The sequence below is a fragment of the Paenibacillus sp. NPDC057886 genome (assembly GCF_042796655.1).
Classification (GTDB): domain Bacteria; phylum Bacillota; class Bacilli; order Paenibacillales; family Paenibacillaceae; genus Paenibacillus.
In genome coordinates this window covers 535689-556311 of record NZ_JBHVMZ010000003.1, presented here as the reverse complement: position 1 = coordinate 556311, position 20623 = coordinate 535689, and the positions used below count along the sequence as shown (strand labels likewise).

The 20623-nt window shown below is 48.9% G+C and carries 21 protein-coding genes and 5 tRNA genes; 11 read left to right on the top strand and 15 right to left on the bottom strand.

Annotated elements, in window-relative coordinates:
- Positions 1-6: 6 nt before the first annotated feature.
- Both urtB and urtA read right to left on the bottom strand, forming a co-directional pair.
- Positions 7-912, bottom strand: coding sequence for an urea ABC transporter permease subunit UrtB (gene urtB, locus ACFVQB_RS13100; RefSeq protein WP_379439242.1), 906 nt, complete (start codon positions 910-912; stop codon positions 7-9).
- A 148-nt stretch (positions 913-1060) separates the two neighbouring features.
- Positions 1061-2311 carry an urea ABC transporter substrate-binding protein gene (gene urtA / locus ACFVQB_RS13095; protein WP_379439239.1) on the bottom strand — a complete coding sequence of 417 codons (1251 nt, stop codon included), beginning with the start codon at positions 2309-2311 and terminating at the stop codon, positions 1061-1063.
- 260 nt (positions 2312-2571) lie between these two features.
- On the opposite strand from urtA, the gene ACFVQB_RS13090 reads away from it, so the two are divergent.
- The 6 genes from ACFVQB_RS13090 to ACFVQB_RS13065 are packed head-to-tail and all read left to right on the top strand — an operon-like array spanning position 2572 to position 7344.
- Positions 2572-2874, top strand: coding sequence for an urease subunit gamma (locus tag ACFVQB_RS13090; protein WP_379439236.1), 303 nt, complete (start codon positions 2572-2574; stop codon positions 2872-2874).
- 18 nt (positions 2875-2892) lie between these two features.
- Positions 2893-3282: an urease subunit beta gene (locus ACFVQB_RS13085; RefSeq protein ID WP_379439233.1), complete on the top strand. Its 390-nt coding sequence runs from the start codon at positions 2893-2895 to the stop codon at positions 3280-3282.
- A complete protein-coding gene (gene ureC / locus ACFVQB_RS13080; RefSeq protein WP_379439231.1) occupies positions 3279-4997 on the top strand; it encodes an urease subunit alpha in 1719 nt (572 codons plus the stop codon). Before ACFVQB_RS13085 ends, ureC begins: the two co-directional genes overlap by 4 nt.
- A 15-nt stretch (positions 4998-5012) precedes the next feature.
- On the top strand, positions 5013-5711 hold the full coding sequence (locus ACFVQB_RS13075) for an urease accessory protein UreF (protein WP_379439229.1): 699 nt from the start codon (positions 5013-5015) through the stop codon (positions 5709-5711).
- A gap of 33 nt (positions 5712-5744) precedes the next feature.
- Entirely contained in the window at positions 5745-6467 is a 723-nt protein-coding gene (gene ureG, locus ACFVQB_RS13070; RefSeq protein ID WP_053781689.1) for an urease accessory protein UreG, read from the top strand.
- Positions 6439-7344 carry an urease accessory protein UreD gene (locus tag ACFVQB_RS13065; RefSeq protein WP_379439227.1) on the top strand — a complete coding sequence of 302 codons (906 nt, stop codon included), beginning with the start codon at positions 6439-6441 and terminating at the stop codon, positions 7342-7344. Before ureG ends, ACFVQB_RS13065 begins: the two co-directional genes overlap by 29 nt.
- A 158-nt stretch (positions 7345-7502) precedes the next feature.
- Here ACFVQB_RS13065 and ACFVQB_RS13060 read toward each other — a convergent pair whose 3' ends face one another.
- The 4 genes from ACFVQB_RS13060 to ACFVQB_RS13045 all read right to left on the bottom strand — a co-directional run bounded on the left by ACFVQB_RS13060 (position 7503) and on the right by ACFVQB_RS13045 (position 8447).
- A complete protein-coding gene (locus tag ACFVQB_RS13060; RefSeq protein WP_163756474.1) occupies positions 7503-7919 on the bottom strand; it encodes a helix-turn-helix domain-containing protein in 417 nt (138 codons plus the stop codon).
- Between the two features lie 172 nt (positions 7920-8091).
- Positions 8092-8174: transfer RNA gene (locus ACFVQB_RS13055), tRNA-Leu, on the bottom strand.
- Positions 8175-8191: 17 nt separating this feature from the next.
- Positions 8192-8267: transfer RNA gene (locus ACFVQB_RS13050), tRNA-Lys, on the bottom strand.
- Positions 8268-8375: 108 nt separating this feature from the next.
- A tRNA-Glu gene (locus ACFVQB_RS13045) sits at positions 8376-8447 on the bottom strand.
- Between the two features lie 307 nt (positions 8448-8754).
- On the opposite strand from ACFVQB_RS13045, the gene ACFVQB_RS13040 reads away from it, so the two are divergent.
- On the top strand, positions 8755-9531 hold the full coding sequence (locus ACFVQB_RS13040; protein ID WP_379439223.1) for a DeoR/GlpR family DNA-binding transcription regulator: 777 nt from the start codon (positions 8755-8757) through the stop codon (positions 9529-9531).
- Positions 9532-9534: 3 nt separating this feature from the next.
- Positions 9535-10431, top strand: coding sequence for a Cof-type HAD-IIB family hydrolase (locus tag ACFVQB_RS13035; protein WP_379439220.1), 897 nt, complete (start codon positions 9535-9537; stop codon positions 10429-10431).
- 46 nt (positions 10432-10477) lie between these two features.
- On the opposite strand, the gene ACFVQB_RS13030 is transcribed toward ACFVQB_RS13035, so the two are convergent.
- Both ACFVQB_RS13030 and ACFVQB_RS13025 read right to left on the bottom strand, forming a co-directional pair.
- Positions 10478-11149 carry an MgtC/SapB family protein gene (locus ACFVQB_RS13030; protein WP_090998794.1) on the bottom strand — a complete coding sequence of 224 codons (672 nt, stop codon included), beginning with the start codon at positions 11147-11149 and terminating at the stop codon, positions 10478-10480.
- 212 nt (positions 11150-11361) lie between these two features.
- Complete coding sequence (locus tag ACFVQB_RS13025; RefSeq protein ID WP_379439750.1) at positions 11362-11961, bottom strand: flavin reductase family protein; 600 nt, start codon at positions 11959-11961, stop codon at positions 11362-11364.
- Between the two features lie 170 nt (positions 11962-12131).
- Between ACFVQB_RS13025 and ACFVQB_RS13020 the strand changes: the two genes are divergently transcribed.
- A complete protein-coding gene (locus tag ACFVQB_RS13020; RefSeq protein ID WP_379439216.1) occupies positions 12132-12830 on the top strand; it encodes an ArsR/SmtB family transcription factor in 699 nt (232 codons plus the stop codon).
- Positions 12831-13060: 230 nt separating this feature from the next.
- Here ACFVQB_RS13020 and ACFVQB_RS13015 read toward each other — a convergent pair.
- The 3 genes from ACFVQB_RS13015 to ACFVQB_RS13005 form a co-directional block, all read right to left on the bottom strand.
- A tRNA-Ser gene (locus tag ACFVQB_RS13015) sits at positions 13061-13149 on the bottom strand.
- Between the two features lie 5 nt (positions 13150-13154).
- Positions 13155-13230 (bottom strand) — tRNA-Asn (locus ACFVQB_RS13010).
- A 163-nt stretch (positions 13231-13393) separates the two neighbouring features.
- Positions 13394-13855, bottom strand: a complete 462-nt coding sequence (locus ACFVQB_RS13005) for a SprT family protein (protein ID WP_247901309.1) — start codon at positions 13853-13855, stop codon at positions 13394-13396.
- A gap of 120 nt (positions 13856-13975) precedes the next feature.
- Here ACFVQB_RS13005 and ACFVQB_RS13000 point away from each other — a divergent pair, with 120 nt between their 5' ends.
- Positions 13976-14332, top strand: coding sequence for a hypothetical protein (locus ACFVQB_RS13000; protein WP_024630711.1), 357 nt, complete (start codon positions 13976-13978; stop codon positions 14330-14332).
- A gap of 230 nt (positions 14333-14562) precedes the next feature.
- Positions 14563-14706 (top strand): cortex morphogenetic protein CmpA, encoded by a 144-nt coding sequence (gene cmpA, locus ACFVQB_RS12995; RefSeq protein WP_090808144.1) that lies wholly within the window; start codon positions 14563-14565, stop codon positions 14704-14706.
- A 152-nt stretch (positions 14707-14858) separates the two neighbouring features.
- Here the strand turns inward: cmpA and ACFVQB_RS12990 are convergent, their stop codons facing one another.
- From ACFVQB_RS12990 to ACFVQB_RS12975, 4 genes are all read right to left on the bottom strand, one after another.
- Complete coding sequence (locus ACFVQB_RS12990) at positions 14859-17081, bottom strand: Tex family protein (RefSeq protein WP_379439211.1); 2223 nt, start codon at positions 17079-17081, stop codon at positions 14859-14861.
- 274 nt (positions 17082-17355) lie between these two features.
- A complete protein-coding gene (locus ACFVQB_RS12985) occupies positions 17356-19545 on the bottom strand; it encodes an alpha-galactosidase (protein WP_379439208.1) in 2190 nt (729 codons plus the stop codon).
- 234 nt (positions 19546-19779) lie between these two features.
- The gene (locus ACFVQB_RS12980; RefSeq protein WP_024630714.1) at positions 19780-20130 is read right to left on the bottom strand and encodes a type II toxin-antitoxin system PemK/MazF family toxin; all 351 of its coding nucleotides are present in this window, start codon (positions 20128-20130) and stop codon (positions 19780-19782) included.
- A 3-nt stretch (positions 20131-20133) separates the two neighbouring features.
- Complete coding sequence (locus ACFVQB_RS12975) at positions 20134-20415, bottom strand: CopG family ribbon-helix-helix protein (protein ID WP_024630715.1); 282 nt, start codon at positions 20413-20415, stop codon at positions 20134-20136.
- Positions 20416-20623 lie beyond the last annotated feature (208 nt).

The following is a 20623-nucleotide window of genomic DNA, read 5'->3' as shown; positions in this document are numbered from 1 at the left end:
TTCGCATTAATCCAGACTCCGGGTTCGTATGGCAACGAGCCCGCGCGGCTTCCATTGCAGAAAAGCTACAATACAGACAAATACCAGCACCTTGCCTATGGAGGCGGAAGTATACGTTTCGAATAACGTGTTGAACATGCCAATTCCGAGTGCACCACACACGGTCCCCACCAGCTTCCCCACACCGCCCAGTACAACCACCATGAACGCATCCACGATATAATACGTACCCAGCGAGGGGCCAATCGGGCCAATCAGTGTCAACGCACATCCGGCGATGCCGGCAATGCCCGAACCAATCGCAAAGGTCATACCATCCACTCGTCTGGTGGAGATCCCGAGACAGCCCGCCATACTCCGATTCTGCATCACAGCCCTCATCCGTCTCCCGGAAGAAGTCCGATAGATGTACAAATACATACACAGCAGTACAACCGCAACCAGCGCGATAATGAAAAGACGCTTATATGGAAACACAATACCATCCGCGATGGTCAGACCTCCGTTAAGCCAAGCTGGACTGGATACCCCTACATTTGGTGCCCCAAATATCGTTCGGGCCAATTGTTGCAGCATCATACCTACGCCCCATGTAGCAAGCAGACTGTCCAGCGGCCTCCCATACAGATGCCTGATCAGCAACACTTCCAGCAACCAGCCTATAAGAGCCGCCACACCAAAGGCGATAGGCAGAGCCACAATAAAATAGACATTGAACCACGCTTGCGGAGCATACGAGATGAACAGGTTTTGCGTCACATACGTAGCGTAAGCGCCGATCATGATCAATTCACCATGAGCCATGTTAATGACATTCATTAATCCAAATGTAACCGCAAGTCCCAACGCAATCAGCAGCAGGATGGAACTGATGCTTAACCCATTGAACAGTTGCAGGACAAACATATCCATCGCCTTTCCCTCCTCATGCTGTGAACATCTGAAATTTTATACAAGACATCATTTACGTTTCGCATCAACGCTTTACCGTGATGTTGTATGAGGGTGTGTTGTCTCACCCTCATCTGTTATTCAGAAGTTTTTGACGTGAAATGCTGTGCTATTTGGTACTAAGTGACGCACCCCATTCGTACGTTTTCAGATACGGATCAGGTTTGACTGGTGCGCCGGAGTTCCACAATTCCTTGAATTGTCCATCCTCCTGTACTTCGCCAATCCGCACCGTTTTGTAGATATGCTGGTTGTCTCCGTCCACCGTCACTTTACCTTCCGGCGCATCGAATTCCAGCCCTTTGGCTGCTTCCTTCACCTTTTCAACATCAGTTGATCCGGCTTTCTCCACAGCTGCTTTCCACAGATAAACTGCCACATATCCCGCTTCAATCGGATCGGCCGTCACCCGGTCAGCTCCGTATTTTTCTTTATATTTCTCTACAAATGTTTTATTTTCAGGAGTATCTGTTGTCTGATAATAGTTCCACGAAGCCAAATGCCCTTTCAGCACATCCGCACCAATCCCCCGAATTTCTTCCTCCGCCACACTCACTGATAGAGTGGTCAACTGTTCCGAAGAGATCCCGGCATCCTTTAATTGTTTGAAAAAGGCGACATTGCTGTCTCCGTTCAGCGTGTTGTATACAATATCCGGCTTGGCAGCCTTGATTTTGCTGATAATCGTACTGTAATCCGTATGCCCCAGCGGTGTATATTCTTCGCCTACCACTTCGCCACCTTCAGCTGCCAGCTGGGCTTTGATGACCTGATTGGCCGTTTTCGGGAAAACATAATCCGACCCCAGCAGGTAAAACTTCTTGCCCCTGTTCTCCAGCAACCAGGTTACGGACGGTACGATCTGCTGATTCGTTGTGGCTCCTGTATAAAAAATGTTGGGTGATGATTCCAATCCTTCATATTGCACCGGGTAAAACAGCAGACCCTTGTTCTGCTCAAACACTGGCAGCATCGCTTTCCTACTCGCAGAGGTCCATCCGCCAAATACAGCGGCTACTTTATCCTGCTGCAACAACTTCCCTGCTTTCTCCGCAAATGTAGGCCAATCGGAAGCGCCGTCCTCGACCACAGGCTCGATCTGTTTACCCAGAACTCCGCCCGCTGCATTGATCTCTTCAATGGCAAGCATCTCCGCATCCTTAACAGACACTTCACTGATCGCCATCGTTCCACTCAGGGAGTGAAGAACACCTACTTTAATCGTATCTCCGGACGAAGCAGGTTCTCCCGTCCCACCGGAACTCGATGCCTCAGGCGGCGTGCCACCTTCCACACATCCTGTCAACGCAATGACTGCACCGAGCAAAACACTCCATAACTTGACCGACCTCTTCTTCAATAGCCAACACTCCCTTTTTTTAGTCTATTGACGAACATTAAGGTCATATATGTCCGAAATGTTCGTTGATCCAAATTATGGAGGGTCACACTCGACGTGTCAATAATGCTTACACAATTTTATTTTATGCATACTCGTTTCATGCATGCTGCTAATATAATTGGAACCATATTGACAAAGGGTCCACCCTGTGTGAGTATATTTAACATATAACATGATCCATGACGACATAGACTATCTAAGGGAAAGGTCGGATTACCTTGCACTGGACTGAGCAGGAAAAAGAAAAACTCCTGATTACCGTGGCTGCTAACCTCGCCCGCGAACGCAGAGGACGCGGACTTAAACTGAATGTCCCCGAAGCTATCGCATTGTTGACCTCCGAGCTCATGGAACGCGCACGCGATGGCATGAGTGTTGCAGAGTTGATGAGATACGGCGGCACGATCCTGACACGTGAAGACTGCATGGAAGGTGTACCCGATATGATCCCTGAGGTACAGGCGGAAGCCACTTTTCCTGACGGAACAAAACTGGTCACTGTCCATGAACCTATACGCTGAGAAAGGCAGGAGAACTCCATGATCCCTGGTGAATATCGTTTAAAACAGGATGATGAGATCGTCTGTCATCCCGATCGCTCAACCGTACGTCTGATTGTACTGAACCGCGGCGACCGTCCGGTTCAGGTCGGTTCTCACGTTCACTTCTATGAAGTCAATGCTGCGCTGGACTTTGATCGCCCTTCCGCTTTTGGGCACCGCCTGCATATTCCGGCAGGCACCGCTGTTCGTTTTGAACCTGGTGAAGAAAAACCAGTCGAACTCACCACATTTGGTGGCAAACGTCAGATTTATGGATTTAACGGATTAACCGAAGGATCGGCAGATCAGCCACCTGATCCACAGAAACTGGAAATATTCCTGAAGGCTTTTGCACCCCCTGTGCAGGACGGAGGGGAACCTTCATGAAACGAATGAGCCGCGAACAATACGCGTCCATGTTTGGACCGACAACCGGGGATGCCGTCAGATTGGCAGATACGGAACTATGGGCGGAGATTGAGCATGATTATGCTGTCTATGGGGATGAAAGCAAATTCGGCGGCGGTAAGGTTATTCGTGACGGGATGGGTCAGTCCACATCCGCCCTTCGCAGTGATGGCACGCCTGATACAGTCATTACCAACGCCGTCATCATCGATCATTGGGGGATTGTAAAAGCGGACATCGGCATTCGCGATGGTCTCATCTGCGCCATCGGCAAATCCGGCAACCCAGACACGATGGACGGAGTCGATCCCGCGCTGGTCATTGGCGCTTCGACTGAAATCATTGCCGGGGAAGGCATGATTGTAACCGCAGGAGGCATTGATAGCCATATTCATTTTATCTGTCCACAACAGATTCAAACGGCATTATCTTCAGGAGTAACAACCATGATTGGCGGCGGCACAGGACCTGCAACCGGCACCAAAGCCACCACTTGTACACCCGGCGCCTGGCATATCCACCGCATGCTGGAGTCCGCAGAGGCATTTCCCATGAATATCGGTTATCTCGGCAAAGGCAATAGTTCCAGCACCGCTCCACTAATTGAACAGATTGAAGCCGGTGTCATTGGACTGAAGCTGCATGAAGATTGGGGCACAACGCCAAGCGCTATTGATGCCTGTCTGACCGCAGCCGAAGAGCATGATGTTCAGGTAGCCATTCATACCGATACGCTGAACGAGACCGGATTTCTCGAAAATACACTGGCGGCCATTAACGGACGCACGATCCATACCTATCATACGGAAGGTGCTGGCGGAGGACACGCGCCGGATATTATCCGCGCTGCCGGAGAGTCTTACGTCATCCCCTCTTCAACCAACCCAACACGTCCTTACACACGCAATACCGTAGAAGAACATCTCGATATGCTGATGGTGTGTCACCACCTGGACCCATCCATCCCTGAAGATGTTGCCTTTGCTGATTCGCGGATTCGTCCCGAAACGATCGCGGCCGAAGACATTTTGCATGATCTCGGCGTATTCAGCATCATCAGTTCCGATTCACAGGCGATGGGTCGGGTTGGCGAAGTCATTATTCGCACCTGGCAAACCGCCGACAAGATGAAAAAGCAGCGAGGCAAGCTCGAACTAACCTCAGGCTCCCCATCCGATAACGATCGGATTAAAAGGTATGTCGCCAAATATACGATCAATCCGGCTATCGCTCACGGCATAGGCCATCTCGTCGGTTCCGTGGAGGTTGGCAAGTTGGCAGACCTGATCGTCTGGAACCCGGCCTATTTCGGGGTAAAGCCCGAGATGGTCATTAAGGGCGGTATGATTACCTTCGCCCAGATGGGTGACCCCAACGCATCGATCCCTACGCCGCAGCCCGTCTTCGGAAGACCGATGTTCGGTGCTTACGGTGGTGCACTTGCCAAAGGGTCGATCACCTTTGTCTCCCAAGCCGCAGCAAATGCGGGAATCAAGGAGACGCTAGGCTTGAACAAGCGTGTGGAACCTGTCAAAGGCTGCCGCTCAGTGAGCAAAAAGGATATGATCCACAACGACGTCACACCCGTCATTGAAGTCGATCCCGAAACCTATGAGGTACGGGCTGATGGCGAACTTCTCACCTGTGAGCCCGCGGACGAATTACCGATGGCACAACGCTATTTCATGTTCTGACAAAGGGGGCCACGCATGATGATGCACAGCGGCACGAAATTACTCCGTTATGTTCAACTGCTGGATTCGGCCCTGCCCATTGGCGGGTTCTCCCACTCGTTCGGTCTGGAGGCATACACTCATGACGGTAGGATACGGACGACTGCCCAACTCGAACAGTTCATTCGCGGCCAGCTTCATTCCAGTCTCGTACGGCTCGATGGTCTCGGCATCAAAGGCGTATACCAGGCTATCCAGCAACAGGATGCCTCCCTTCTGGCCCTTTACGACAAACGTGTACACGCCCAGCGGACCCCAAGGGAACTACGGGAAAGCGGGCACAAGATGGGGAAGCGATTACTCAAACTCGCGAGATCACTATATCCGTGGATGGACTTTTCTCTAATCGATGAAGCCGTAAAGGAACACAGTGCCTTTTGCGGCATCACAACGATTCACGGCTACATCAATTATCAGCTAGAAATCGGACTGGACGAAGCCGTCACCGGACATTTGTATACCTCTGTTAACGCTTATGTAAATAGTGCTCTGCGTCTTCTGCCCATCGGTCAAACCGAAGCACAGTTGCTTATCCAAAAACTTTTGGATGATATTGATTCTGAATGGTCTCAAATTCGGGATGACGACCCGGAAGATATGCACAGCTTCGGTATTGCCCAGGAAATCTACGCTATGCGGCACGAGAGCCTGCCAGCCCGTCTGTTCATGTCCTAACTACATTAATTCAAAACCAAGGAGGAATTAGTTATGTGTGGAGGAGCTAATCATACGCATCATGCGGAATGGGAACGTAAGGTATTTGATCGGAGTCGCCCAATGCGAATCGGAATCGGTGGGCCTGTCGGTTCAGGAAAAACAGCCCTCGTGGAGAAGCTGTCCAAGGCACTGCGTACACGCTACAGCCTGGCCGTTATTACCAATGATATTTACACGAAGGAAGATGCCGAGATTTTACTCCGTCAAAATGCGCTCGCTCCAGAACGGATTATCGGTGTAGAAACAGGGGGATGCCCACATACCGCTATTCGAGAGGACGCCTCAATGAATTTCGAAGCCGTTGATGAGTTGATCGAGCGCTTCCCGGACCTGCAGCTGATCTTCATCGAAAGTGGCGGCGACAATCTCTCTGCGGCATTCAGCCCGGAACTGGCAGACGTATTCATTTATATTATTGATGTGGCTCAGGGTGAAAAACTACCTCGCAAAGGTGGTCCGGGTATTACACGTTCAGACCTGCTCCTGATTAACAAGACCGATCTTGCCCCTTATGTAGGCGCAAGTCTCCAAGTCATGAAAGATGATACCGAACGGGTGCGCGAAGGACGGCCTTATGTGATGTCGAACCTGATGAGCGGTGAAGGGGTATCCGAAATCGTCCATTGGCTTGAACATCAATATATGGATGACGATGCTTCCGCTGCGCATCTGCATACACACACCCATGAGCACGGAACGACTCACAGCCACTAATTCATCTTCCTCTTTACATGGAGTTGAACATGGACTGAACCGCAGTACCGGAGAGGCCGTGATACGCCGCAGCGAGCTTCGGGCCACTTTCACCCTCCAAGACGGGCGCACCGTCATGACCGATCGGTATTACAGCGCCCCTCTCCGGTTCAGTCGATCCTTTCGACCTCCGGGTGGCGGAGATGAATTATGTGTATACACTTCAGACGTCTCTCCAGGCGTACTGAACGGTGATCATTATCGATCTGAATGGCAGTTGGGCCAGAACACTCACTTAATGCTAAGCAGCACATCAGCCACGAGGCTTCATCCCACACCTACTGTTCCGTCATCTGTGAACCATCACTTTAGACTGGAGCAAGGAGCGGTGCTGGAGTACTTCCCTGAATGCGTTATTCCGTTTAAAGGCAGCTCTTCCTCACTCACCACGACCTTCGAGCTGGGTGAACAAGCAGTACTTGCGTATGCGGATATCTGGTCCGCTGGACGAATTCATCGGGGGGAAGCCTTTCAGTTCAAGCGATATCGCAGTCTGACAGAAATCCGGCAAGGGAAGCAGTTGGCCGTATGGGATCGATTCGGACTCGAACCAGAATCCGACGATCCGAGATCATCCGCCGCATTGTTAGACTACACTCACACTGCGGCTTTATGGATGATCGCCCCTGGGTTAGGAGCAGCACAGTTGGAGTCTGTACGGTCCATTCTGCCCCCAGATGGTCGCATGCTTGCCGGGGCCAGCTTACTCGCTACAGGCGGGATTGGTGTTCGTTTGCTTGGAATGGCAGCCTGGGAACTTCAGGAGCAATGCCTTCAGATTTGGAACACCCTTCGCCGCGAGCTTTTGAGCAAACCCAACCTCACATTCCGTAAGTAAAAGCTATACGTCTATCGGACCAGCTTTCGGAATCGCATGTTGCAACGAGTTCCAAAGAAAAAAAACTCTGAACATCTCTCCGACGGGTTTCGGATGTGTTCAGAGGTTTTTTATATACCCAGATGATCCAGTCAAATTGTAGCTTTCACTAACTTGCACTACAACAGCTCGTCTCCTTTGGGCTTATCTTCTCCCTTGTAACGAAAGTCGCCTGAATCTCTGCTTTCCTTGGATTTGCGATAACGGGTAAATTCAATATATTCACTGATAAAAGACTGTTCTACAGTCGATAATTCGCTTTCTTGGCAATTCAATTGCCGCAACACGTCAAAAAAATAATCCTCCCGTTTTTCCCGTACCATCGCCTCCTTGGATGGACGCCCAATCATGAGCCAGTCAAGGCTCACATCAAAAAACGAAGCAATCTCAATTAGTTTATTCGTACTCGGAATAGATTTACCGCGTTTCCAGTCACCCAGATTGCCCGTGCTGATCTTCAGCTGTTGGCAGAAAGCCTTCTTGGTCATTCCTCGTTCGGCAATCAGGTGTTCAATTCGCTCATAGATCGACTGCATACAGAACCGCCTTCCAACCGTAATAATCAATACATGTACCTAAATTATACCACAACCTTCCTGAATCCTCAGCCTTTTAATCCCAGGAATACGTTCTGGTATTTCTCATAACACAAAGATAGACTCCCATGAATAATCATGAGAGTCTATCTTGTAACGTTTGTTGCTGTGATGCGGTCGAGAGGACTCGAACCTCCACGGGTATACACCCACTACCCCCTCAAGATAGCGTGTCTGCCATTCCACCACGACCGCATATTCAATTGTATAAATGGTGAGCCATGAAGGGCTCGAACCTTCGACACCCTGATTAAAAGTCAGGTGCTCTACCAACTGAGCTAATGGCTCTTGCTGTAACTTCACCGGATGTGCCATGCGTAACTCTTTTGTATAGGAGCTATGACTTTTTTGAGGATTCCTCATCAGAATTGTACATCCCTGAGGTGGTGAAGATAATGACCCGTAGGGGATTCGAACCCCTGTTACCTCCGTGAAAGGGAGGTGTCTTAACCCCTTGACCAACGGGCCTTGTAAACAAGTTGTCTTTCTTGGCGACAAGAATGAGTATATCATAGGACAATTTAAATGTGCAACACTTTTTTTCAAACTTTTTTTTGCCCTCCTTTTTCCCCCTTCTCCATGAGGTCAAGAGCGTGCTCACGCCTGAAATGTCTTTCACATATTTATCACCGTAATCATCGCAATTTGTTAAATTAATATCAAAAAACTTAAATACACTTACGTTTACTTATAATATTGCAAATATCATTATTAGTACTTATAATTAACCTATCAGTTATATACACGGTCAGCTACGTATAAGGAGGCGGCACGTTTGTTTCAGGAAGAACGAATGCAGCTGATTATTGAACATTTGCGTAAACACAATCGCATCTCGGCTGATGATATTGTATCCCTCTTTGACGTTTCCCGGGACACAGCACGAAGGGATCTAATCAAGCTCGAAGAACAGGATGCCATTATCCGAACGCGCGGCGGTGCAATTCTCCCCGTTCCACCAGCTGAGCGCCGATCCTATAAAGATCGTCTGCTGCACATTTCCGACGAAAAAAGAGCTATTGGCAAGCTAGCCGCTGCGATCGTTCGCCAAGGCGAACACATTATTCTGGATTCTTCCACTACCGTGCAGACTTGTGCCGAAAATCTAAACGGCAAGTCCTGTACCGTCATCACCAATTCCATTTATTCAGCTGATCTTCTCTCCAATCATACCGCTGTCGAGATTCGTTTGCTTGGCGGCAAAGTCGATAAGGAGCAACGTTATGTCTATGGTACTTCAGTGATTGAAACTCTTTCCCATTATTATGTAGACAAAGCCTTTATCGGTATTGGCGGAATTACAATGGACGGCTTCAGTGCCTCTGAAGAAGAAGGAAAGATCAAGCACAAAATGATGCAAGCTGCAAAGCAGGTTATTGTACTCGCTGACCATTCCAAGTTTGATAAGCGTTATGGTTATCGTTTTGCGGACTGGTCACTCGTTGATATGTTAATTACAGATCAATGGCCTTCCCAAGATTGGCGAACCTTTCTAGCCGAACAACAAGTTGATATTCTCATTCCCGAACCTACAATTGAAAAGGAGTTATAACCTATGAAATTATTTGCTACCGATTTAGATGGAACCCTATTGAACAGAGACAGTCAGATCAGCCCGGAAAATGCAGCTGCAATCCATAAGGCGCAACAAGAAGGATTGAAGATTACGATTGCTACAGGACGGGTCTATTCCGACGTATTAACTATAAGCAGCGAAGGCGGAATTAACACGCCAGTTATTGGCTCCAACGGAGCTACCATCCATGATGCCAACGGTGAACGCCTATTCCATCTTCCCCTTGAGCGTGAAACGGCCGCATCCGTCATGCAGTGGCTGGAAGATCATCATTGCTACTACGAGGCCTCCACACAACAGGGTATTTACGCTCCTATAAGCAGTCATGAGGCGATGCTCGCTGAGATGGATCGCATTCTGGGTTCGAGTCCTGGGGAGGATATTGAACGCCTCATTCGAGCTGTTAAGAAGCACTATGACAAGAAAGATTATCACCGCGTACACTCCCATCAGGAAATCCCTTCCGAAGCTTACATTTACAATATTATGGCCTTTTCATTGGATCCGGCTCAATTGCAGCAGGGACGCAAATACTTTGCTTCTCGCTCCGATGTAGCTATGGTGGTGTCCTCTGAACACAACTTCGAAATGCAGCATCCTGATGTATCCAAAGGTAACGCCTTAACCAAACTGGCAGCTCATCTGAACATCTCCATGGAAGATACGGCAGCCATTGGTGATAACTTCAACGATGTATCCATGCTGAAAATGGCAGGACTTGGTATTGCCATGGGCAATGCTGAACCGGAGATTAAGGCGCTTGCCAAGGCTGTGTCGTTGACCAATGTGGAGCATGGTGTCGCATATGCCATTCAGTGTGTTCTTGAAGGCAAACCCGTTTCCCGGCCGGAGACCGTCATTGAAGGCGGTCAGTAATCGTTTGTCATGAAAGTTCGGCATTACGACCTAGCGGTAGCCTGGCTCACCTCATATCAACGGATCGAACGTGAGGCACATCCTGCAATAAAACTATTAATTGCTCGGCCCGATATGATCCAGGCAGTTGCAGAGTGAATTCAAGTACAGTCTCCTCCCCGGAGTCTGTGCTTATTTGCTGTTCTGTTTTGAATCCGACCACCGAGATTTTCTCCTGTCCCAGCAAAGCCAAAACGGTTTTGAGGGTGTCCCCTTCCTTTAGCAGTCGAATAGTCAACGTCTCTGTTCGCGCGGACACCAACCAGCGTGTCGGTCGATGCAGCAGCATCTGGGCCAGAACAATAAGCAGTGTCACCCCCGCTCCTGTCCAATACAATCCCGAACCCACAGCTAGTCCCATTCCTGCAGTCGCCCAGATTCCCGCCGCTGTCGTCAATCCCCGGACCGTGTGGCGTTGTGTGAAGATCATTCCGGCTCCGATGAAGCCGACCCCACTGACCACCTGTGCGGCAATCCTGGATGGGTCAAGCGAGAGATTCGCCCAGCCTGCCTGATCCTGAAAGCCATACTTGGATACAATCATCATCAATGCTGCACCTACAGCCACAACAAAGTGAGTACGTATCCCCGCTTCCTTCATTCGGTTCTTGCGCTCATATCCGATCAACACGCCGCATATGCCAGCTATGAGTACACGCATTAAGTATTCCATTTCCATGTTCATCACCTCTCTTATGTATATGCTTACATGTATCTTTCTTTACTATTTACCCAATCCTTGACTAATAAAAATGCTAATCTCATTGATTACCCGGATGAAATTTCAATGAAATCTGCATATAGATGGAAAGAAGCGGCGCCCCAGCTGGCCCCACTTCGTATATTCTGGATTACTTATTGGCTGTCTATGCTATTTTAAGAAACCAAACATCACTTCTCTGCCCGAAAACTCTCCCCATGCCTTTCTCCAAGTCCATAATAGTGTCGGAAATTATAAATTAAAGGATTCCACTTCTCTGGGTTGATCTTGTTCAGACCTGATAACAGTCGGGTATGTGCGTGTACCTTCAACGCTTTTACTTCTACAATCGCCATGAATGGCGTATGTTCAGGAATACGAATGTGTTGTACCGCGGCTTCAATCTGGAGCGGGCATTCCGCTATTTTATCCGGCTCAACTTGAACTGAATCTTGGGGTGTCAGTCCAGAGACGGCAAATTTATCATCGCAAAACTCAAACCCCATCCTCCTTTTCTCTTCAGGAATGGGATATATCCCTGTATAACGCCCCAATCGCTCAACCTGCTCCCACATGGATGCATCCGGCAGATTAATTACACATTCGGGATGGCGGCTCAGGTTTTCAAAGGCTTTGCCCTGAGTACCGATTCCGAGTACCAAGCAGTCCCCCAGTGCCCATGATGAAGAAAGCGGCGACAAGTTTGTTGTTCCTTCTTCGTTTAACGTGCTCAGCAACAATACAGGTGTGCCATAGTACAAAATACTTGGAGTTATCACCTCATGCTGCATCAATGCTCTATTCAAGCCTCCATGATCCTCTGGTTCAAAATCTTCATGCGTTCTATCATTTGTGTACATTGCTACTTCCTCCATTCTTCAATCCATTCCTTCAAGCTCTTGGGTTGTAATTCATGCCCGATTGAATTGTAATACACCAATAGTTAAGGTAACATCGAAGTATGAATACATATCCGAATATTTCTGTTATTGCGTCGTTAATTGCTGACCCCAGTCGTGCTATTTTTTTGGAAGCTTTGTTGGATGGTCGTGCACTTCCTGCCGGCGAACTTGCTTACATGGCGGGTGTTACTCCCCAAACGGCAAGCAGTCATCTCGCGAAGCTGGTCGAAGGCGGGCTGCTTATGGTCGAACAGCAAGGTCGGCATCGATACTATCGTCTCGCAGGAAAAGAGGTTGCTTTTCTGATTGAAACGATGGGGAGTATCGCCGCACCAGTACAAGTGAGATCCCTCAAACAGTCCAACCAACTTCAACATCTGAGCTTTGCTCGAACCTGTTATGGGCATCTGGCCGGAAAATTGGGGATATCGTTGTGTGAAGCTTTATTGCGGGAAGGTTATCTCGAAGAACCTGAGGATGAGCAGGCCAAGGATTACCACATTACAGAGAAAGGGGTTCAATGGTTCACTTCTTTTGGCATTATACTTGAGGGGAAAGCCAGCTCACGCCGTGCTGTGGCTCGCAAGTGTCTGGACTGGAGTGAGCGTCGTCATCATATTTCCGGTTTACTGGGGGACGAACTGGGACGCCGCTTGTCCGAACTGGACTGGACCCGGCAGAAGACAGGCAGCCGTTCGGTTGAAGTCACTGAAGCTGGCAAGAAGGGTTTGTACGAGGTATTGGGCATTTCATTATAGGGCGGCAAACAGGCATTCTTTCTTGTACATTGGCAAAATGATAATACATCAAAAATCCCCCTCCTCAGTATCCTTTAACGGTTACTGAGGAGGGGGATTATGTTTTGTTTATTCAGAACGGAGAGAGGGATACTCTCACTTCATTCGAGACTGCGATGTATTGCTTACGAAGCCTATGCTTCGACGAACCTTTAGGGTTCTCATCCCTTATACAGGGAAGTAAATCAGAACGGAGAGAGAGGGATTCGAACCCTCGCACCGCTTACGCAGTCTAACCCCTTAGCAGAGGGTCCCCTTATAGCCACTTGGGTATCTCTCCAAGAATGGCTCCCCGAACAGGGCTCGAACCTGTGACAACTCGATTAACAGTCGAGTGCTCTACCAACTGAGCTATCAGGGAATATTGATCTTGAATAACCTAAATTTATCATGATTAATATTCCAAGTCAACATGCCTCCGGTGACTTTCTTAATAAGCTTTAGATACTCCCATAGATGGTCACCCGGGAGCATAATGCATATGGTCTTGTGGTAACGAGTGTTGTCACCAAAAAACGTTTACCTCAGATTGTCTGAATCCCTAACTTGCCCGCACAACGACCACAGCGATACCTCTTCGGATCAACTTTGCGCTTACGCAAATATTCCGTGCCACAGCTCTTGCATACCAGCTTATAGCGATATGGTAATGGCTTTCTGCCCTTTCCATCCGGAAGGGACTGGCAGAACCTTGAACCGCCCACCTTCTGCAGCAAGGCCTTGAATTCAGGGTCCCGGTGTTGGTAGCCGCGTCCACGAATGTGCAAATGGTAGTGACACAGCTCATGCTTAATAATTTTCTCAACCTCTTCCCGCCCATAGGCTTCGAGCTGATGAGGATTAATCTCTATTCGGTGACTCTTGAGCATATAACGCCCACCTGTAGTGGTCAGACGACGGTTAAACAGCGCCTCATGAGTGAACGGAACCCCGAAATGATCCAGTGATACCTGCTCAATCCATTGCTGCAATTCCTTATTCTCCATCGGTTTTCCCTCCTTTCACATCCCTTGGGCCATTTGTTTTTCCGCCATAATACTTGAATTTTAACCGTTTCGTAGGCTACACTGTCAAGTAGAATGTATGAGGGGAGATTATTACTCGTTATGCCTACAATGCGCTACGTCATCCTGCAGCAGGAACAGCAATTGCAGTTTGTGGAAATGCCTGCCGATTACGCTTATCAACTCAGTGCGCTCAACCTGCGCCTGCACAAAGAGATTGACAAACTTACCGCAGCAGATGTACCTGTTCTGCCTTGGGCAATCGCTGAATGTGACAATCTTGATCTCCTGGACGAGCAACTCTCCATCATCGGAGGCCTTGATTATATCAATGCGCTTGAACAAAGCTTTGCAGCACTAAGAGAGAGCGAATATCCTTTGATTTCCCTGCTCACTGAAATCCGGGCGCTTCAGGCTCAATTAGAGCAATGGTATGAAGAAGAGATGGAATCACTCTGATCCACTTATGGACTCATTTTTAATGCAGGATGGAACCAAAAGCGCATCTCCTAAAAGCGGGGATTGCGCTTTTTTTACTTTTTTAACCCTACATTCAAAGGTCCCACCCTTTTATCCATATCCTTATACATATTGAATTTTCCGAGTTCCTCCCGGGTTAATCCGCACAGTCCAGGCTATTGCCACATATGCTAACGTACAGATGAATTATGCAAGAGGAGGAGATACCCTTGCCTCAATGGCTTTGCAATCAACTGATGCGTGCATTTCACAAAAAGGACAGCAGACAGATCAAGCTGCTGAACGAATGCTGGTTCTTTTACCGAAACAAACCGACAAGTGGCACCCCGCGCAGCGCGGACAGCGAACTCTAAGCATCTGACGCCACTCTCCCCGTCCACTTCAAGCTCTCACTTCTATCATAAAATCCCTTCGAAGAATACAGTACGGGCAACAGTACTATTATAACTGACCACAAACAGCCTTCCCATTACAGGGAAGGCTGTTCTCCAATCATTGTGTTGTACTAGGAAGACTGCTTAGAAGAAGCAGGCTTTTTCATCGTGAGGCCGACACGGCCTTTTTTGGTATCCACGTTCATCACCCAGACCGTTACATTATCCCCGACAGATACAACATCCATCGGATGTTTGACGTAACCGTTGCTCAGCTGTGAGATGTGGACAAGTCCGTCACTCTTGATGCCGATATCAACAAAAGCACCAAAGTCGATCACGTTACGAACCGTACCTTGCAGCTCCATGCCTTCCACCAAATCCTCAATTTTGAGCACATCCGTGCGGAAGATCGGTAGCGGCATTTCCTCACGCGGGTCACGACCCGGACGCTGCAAGCTGTCCAGAATGTCACGCAGTGTAGGCACACCCACATCCAGCTTCACAGCCAGCTGTTCCGGTTGTTGCTCAGACAGGAGAACAGACAGTTCCTTGCTGCCCAGCTTGTCCAGCGCAACCTGAAGCTCCTTAAAGAGCTGGTCAACGACCTTATACGATTCAGGGTGAATCGGTGTGCGATCCAACGGGTTTTCACCTTCACCAATCCGCATAAAGCCTACGCATTGCTCATAGGTTTTGGCACCCAGACGCGGCACTTTCTGCAACTGACGACGATTCGTGAACCGACCGTTCTCTTCGCGGTATTTCACAATATTTTTGGCAATGGTGGCATTTACACCCGCAACATAGGACAGCAGTGAAGGCGAAGCCGTGTTCACATCCACGCCCACATGGTTAACTGCGGATTCCACAACAGCCTTCAAACTTTCTTCCAATATTTTTTGAGATACGTCATGTTGGTATTGACCTACACCAATGGCTTTTGGATCGATTTTAACCAGCTCAGCCAGCGGGTCTTGCACCCGGCGGGCGATCGAAGCAGCACTTCGCTCAGCAACGTCAAGATCCGGGAATTCTTCCTGGGCCAGCTTGGATGCAGAATACACACTCGCTCCGGCTTCATTGACAATCAGATACACAAGACTTTCGTCCCCGTTCTCCTGAATAATCTCGGCAACAAACTGTTCTGTTTCCCGGGATCCGGTACCATTACCAATAACAATCAACCCGATATCGTATTGCTTGATCATCCGATGGAAAACCTCGGCAGCTTCACGCTTCTTGTTGTGTGGTGGCGTTGGGTACGTAACAGCCACTTCCAGCAGCTTGCCCGTATCGTCGACCACAGCCAGTTTACAACCGGTACGATAGGCAGGATCGACACCAAGCACACGTTTACCATGAATCGGTGGCTGAAGCAGCAGATTACGAAGATTAGCCGAGAATACGGATATTGCTTGGTTTTCACCTTTTTCCGTCAATTCTGCACGAACCTCACGCTCAATCGAGGGAGCAATCAATCGTTTGTAAGCATCTTCAATCACAGCACGCAAAACGTCCTGGACCGCAGATGCACCCTTGATGATTTGTCCTTCCATATGACGGTGGGCCGGTTCAGGCTGCACGTCCAGACCCACTTTCAAAATGTTTTCACGTTCACCGCGGTTAATTGCGAGAATACGGTGAGGAGGCATTTTTTTGGCTAATTCACGATAATCATAGTAGTTCTCGTATACAGACTCCTGCTCTGCATCCTTCGCTTCCGAAGTCAGCATGCCATGATCGAGCGTATAACGACGAATCCATGCACGAATAGCAGCATCATCTGCAATATTCTCAGCCAAAATGTCTTTGGCTCCCTGAAGTGCGACCTCTGCATCTTCTACCCCAAGTTCAGCATTAATATAACGCGCAGCTTCCTCCAGAGCATTCCCTTGCTTCGGTTGACCCCAGATCCAGACAGCGAGTGGTTCGAGACCTTTTTCCTTCGCTACACTGGCACGGGTTTTCCGCTTCTGACGAAACGGACGGTACAAGTCCTCCACTTCCTGCAGCTTGACTGCCTGAGTAATGGACTGTTTCAGTTCTCCGGTCAGCTTGCCTTGTTCCTCTATAATACGGATGACTTCCACTTTGCGGTCTTCCAGATTGCGCAAGTAAACGATGCGCTCTTCAATGAGCCGCAGCTGGTTCTCATCCAGCTCTCCAGTCATTTCTTTACGGTAGCGGGCGATAAATGGAATCGTATTGCCTTCGTCCAGAAGCTCCGACGTGGTGCGGACCTGCTTCAAGGACAGTGACAGTTCCTTGGCTACCTGTTTGATGATTCGTTCATGGCGTTCTGCCTTTATTGTTTCTTCATTGGGTTCCAGAACCGTTTCCTGTTCAGACAAATAAATCCCTCTTTCCTTCCTGAATCGTTCAGTTGAAGCTTGTTCAGGGCAGCTTTGCTGCTGTAATCACAGTATCGAACCTGCATTCATGCAGATTCCTCTCCCCTATATTATCACAAAATCCCGTTCAGATTTCCAGCATTCGTCCAGGTTACAAGTTCTTACAATTGAGATTACGTATCAAACCTTCGTCTCAGTCATGAGAAAAGACCGAAAAACGTCTCCCCGACGTCTTCCGGTCTCCCCTGACAAACCCTGCATTTACGCCAGTTTATTATACCCGTTCGAATCGGAACATTTCACTCAGATAGTCCCCCGATGCACGGCCTACGGAGATTCCACCATACATCAGCGCATCCCCGGTAAACGTCTCCGAACCACCTTTCAGGCGGTAATCCGCATTAGGGTCCAGGCCCTTCAGCTTCAGACGTTGGAGCGGTGCATTCGGTTCAGACAGCACACGGAAGTAGAATACAACGGCTTCGCTGCCATCTGGAGCAATAAACATCCATGCCGTTTCATTTCCCTCAAACGGACTTAGCAAGCGTCGGAACGTTCCATATTGAATGGTTCCCCGAATTTCCTTGTACAGCTCAACCTGAGCCTTCACGATGGCATTCTCTTCCTCTGTGAAACGAGTCAAATCCAACTCGTATCCAAAGTTACCGGACATGGCGACATGTCCACGAATCTCCAGTGAAGTAATTCGATTAACCTGGTGATTGGGAACCGCTGAGATATGTGACCCCATTGAACTTACCGGATATACCAGGCTTGTACCATACTGAATACGCAGACGGGATATCGCGTCCGTATTATCGCTGGTCCACGTTTGCGGCATGTAATACAGCATACCTGGATCAAAACGGCCTCCACCACCTGAACAGCTCTCGAACAGGATATCCGGGAACGCTGAAGTAATACGTTCCATGACTTCGTACAATCCAAGCATATAACGATGCGTAGTCTCACGCTGTCTGTCTGCTGGCAGCAATGCAGAACCTACCTCCGTCATATTCCGGTTCATGTCCCATTTCACATAAGTAATCGGCGCAGATCCAAGCACATCGCTTAGCATGCGTACAATTTCATTACGCACATCCTGACGGGAGAAATCGAGTACCAATTGTTGACGCCCTTCCGTCCGGCGACGATCCGGCACATGCAGACACCAGTCCGGATGAGCACGGTACAATTCGCTGTCTGGCGAAATCATCTCAGGCTCGAACCATAATCCGAACTGCATGTCCAAACTGGTTACCCGGTTGGCCAAATCATCCAGACCTTGTGGCAGTTTGTTCTTGTCCACAATCCAGTCACCGAGTGACGAGTTATCGCTGTCCCGATGTCCAAACCATCCGTCATCCAGTACGAACAGTTCAATGCCGAGCTTCTTCCCTGCCTGGGCGATCTGCTCAATCTTATCTGCGTTGAAGCCGAAGTAGGTCGCTTCCCAGTTGTTGACCAGAACCGGACGCTCTGCATTGCGGAACTTGCCACGTGCAAGGCGCTCGCGATACAGTTTATGATACGACTGAGACATGCCATCCAGACCTGCATCCGAATAAACCATGACCGTCTCAGGCGTCTGGAATGATTCCTGTGATTCCAGCTTCCAGCTGAACTCAAACGGATTGATTCCCAGCGATACACGAGTGGTGTGGAACTGATCCACTTCCGCCTGTGCAGTGAAGCTGCCGCTATATACAAGGCTAAACCCGTAGACCTCACCCGTATCTTCGTCTGTACCCGGTGTCATCAGTGCAATGAACGGGTTCTGCTGGTGACTGCTTGAGCCGCGACGGCTCTCGATGCCTTGCAGGCCGGAAGCAAGTGGTCTGCGAACGATGTCCCGTTCACGCGTCCATGCTCCTGACAGTTGCAGCAATTCGTAATCGGCATGCGGGAAATCAACGGAAGAGCTGAGCGCACGTGCAATATTCACCGAGGTAGCGCTCTCATTAATGATACGCATGGAACGCGTAATCGCATTAAATGCCGTAAAGGCCGTGTAGCTAAGTTCAATCTTGATCCCTGCAACACGGTCCTCCAGTTCAACGATGAGTGTCTCGGCTTCATCGTCAGACTCAACATAAGTTGCAGGCAGTCCAGTAAGCGCTGCCTTTCCTTTGATCAGTTGATGGCCTGTATACGTAAACTCCGAAACGGTTGAACCATTCTCAAGCTCCAACTGGATTGCCGGATTACGGAAATCACTTGTACCATACACCGGCAGTTCTACTGCCAATGTGTCGAAGGAGATCGTCCGGTCTTCCGGCACCGGATTCGGACTGAACGAAGCACGCTCTGTACGCACATGAAGCCAGCTCAGATCGGTATCACGCAGTTTTTTTCCGTAATATAAATGTACCAAATATCCCGAAGGCAAGACCTGAAATACATAGCTTGCCTTTTGAGTCTGTAGATGAAATTGAAGCTTCTCCTGATCAATATAAATGCTCATATGTCTCCTCCACCTCTATATATGTCGATTAACGCAAACGGTTTCTCAGGTATCATTATAACGAAAAGATTCACAATGTTCTACGCTTTCATTAAGCTTTAATCAAAAGAGCGTACCCCGGCCGTTAGGCTGTTGTACGCTCTTTTGATTGCTGTCTGAAATTGTGTGTTCCTGCAAGGAACATCCATTGTCTACGGATGGCACGGTAGAACAAAGAAACAACTACCTGGTGCCTTAAAAATCGATTAAACCCAGGCTGATCTGTAAGGCTTCGTTAACCAGTTTCATGGTCTCCTCGTCCAGATGGGTAATCTTGTCGGTCAGCCTCTGCTTATCAATCGTCCGTATTTGTTCGAGCAAAATAACCGAGTCCCGGTCAAAGCCGTGTGCCGCCGCATCAATCTCCACATGCGTCGGCAGCTTTGCCTTTTGGATCTGGGCGGTGATCGCCGCCACAATACAAGTAGGACTAAACCGGTTGCCGATGTCATTCTGGATGACCAGAACCGGCCTGACTCCACCTTGCTCGGAACCGACAACGGGAGAAAGATCCGCAAAAAAAACGTCACCGCGTTTTACGATCAATGTCTACACCCCGCTAACTAAGCGGTCCAGAGTGCTGTCCGCATCTTCCTCCGCGTGAAAGGCCTCGGATGCCATGGTGAGGTTAATCTTCGCCATCTCCATGTACCCTCGCTGCATCGATTCACGGATGTAACGTTTCTTACGCTCCGTCAAATACAGCTTCATGGCCTGCCTAATCAATTCGCTGCGGTTGGAATTCTCCAGCGCTACGATGCCATCCACTTCTTGCAAAAGATAATCAGGCAAACTGATCATGATCCGCTTGGTGTTCTGCAAGTTGGCCACCTTTCTTCCACCCCCACAAACCTTTCGCCATTGTGAACCAGTATTACGTTTTTCCAGAACTTTTATACAAAGGAATATATATGCCCCGAGTATATCAAGTATGCTGTACTCCATTATAAACACGGGGAACAATATTCGTACAGACCAAACATCTCTTTTCAGGATTTTTCATCCCAGTCATCATTCATAATTCGAGATGCTCCGACAG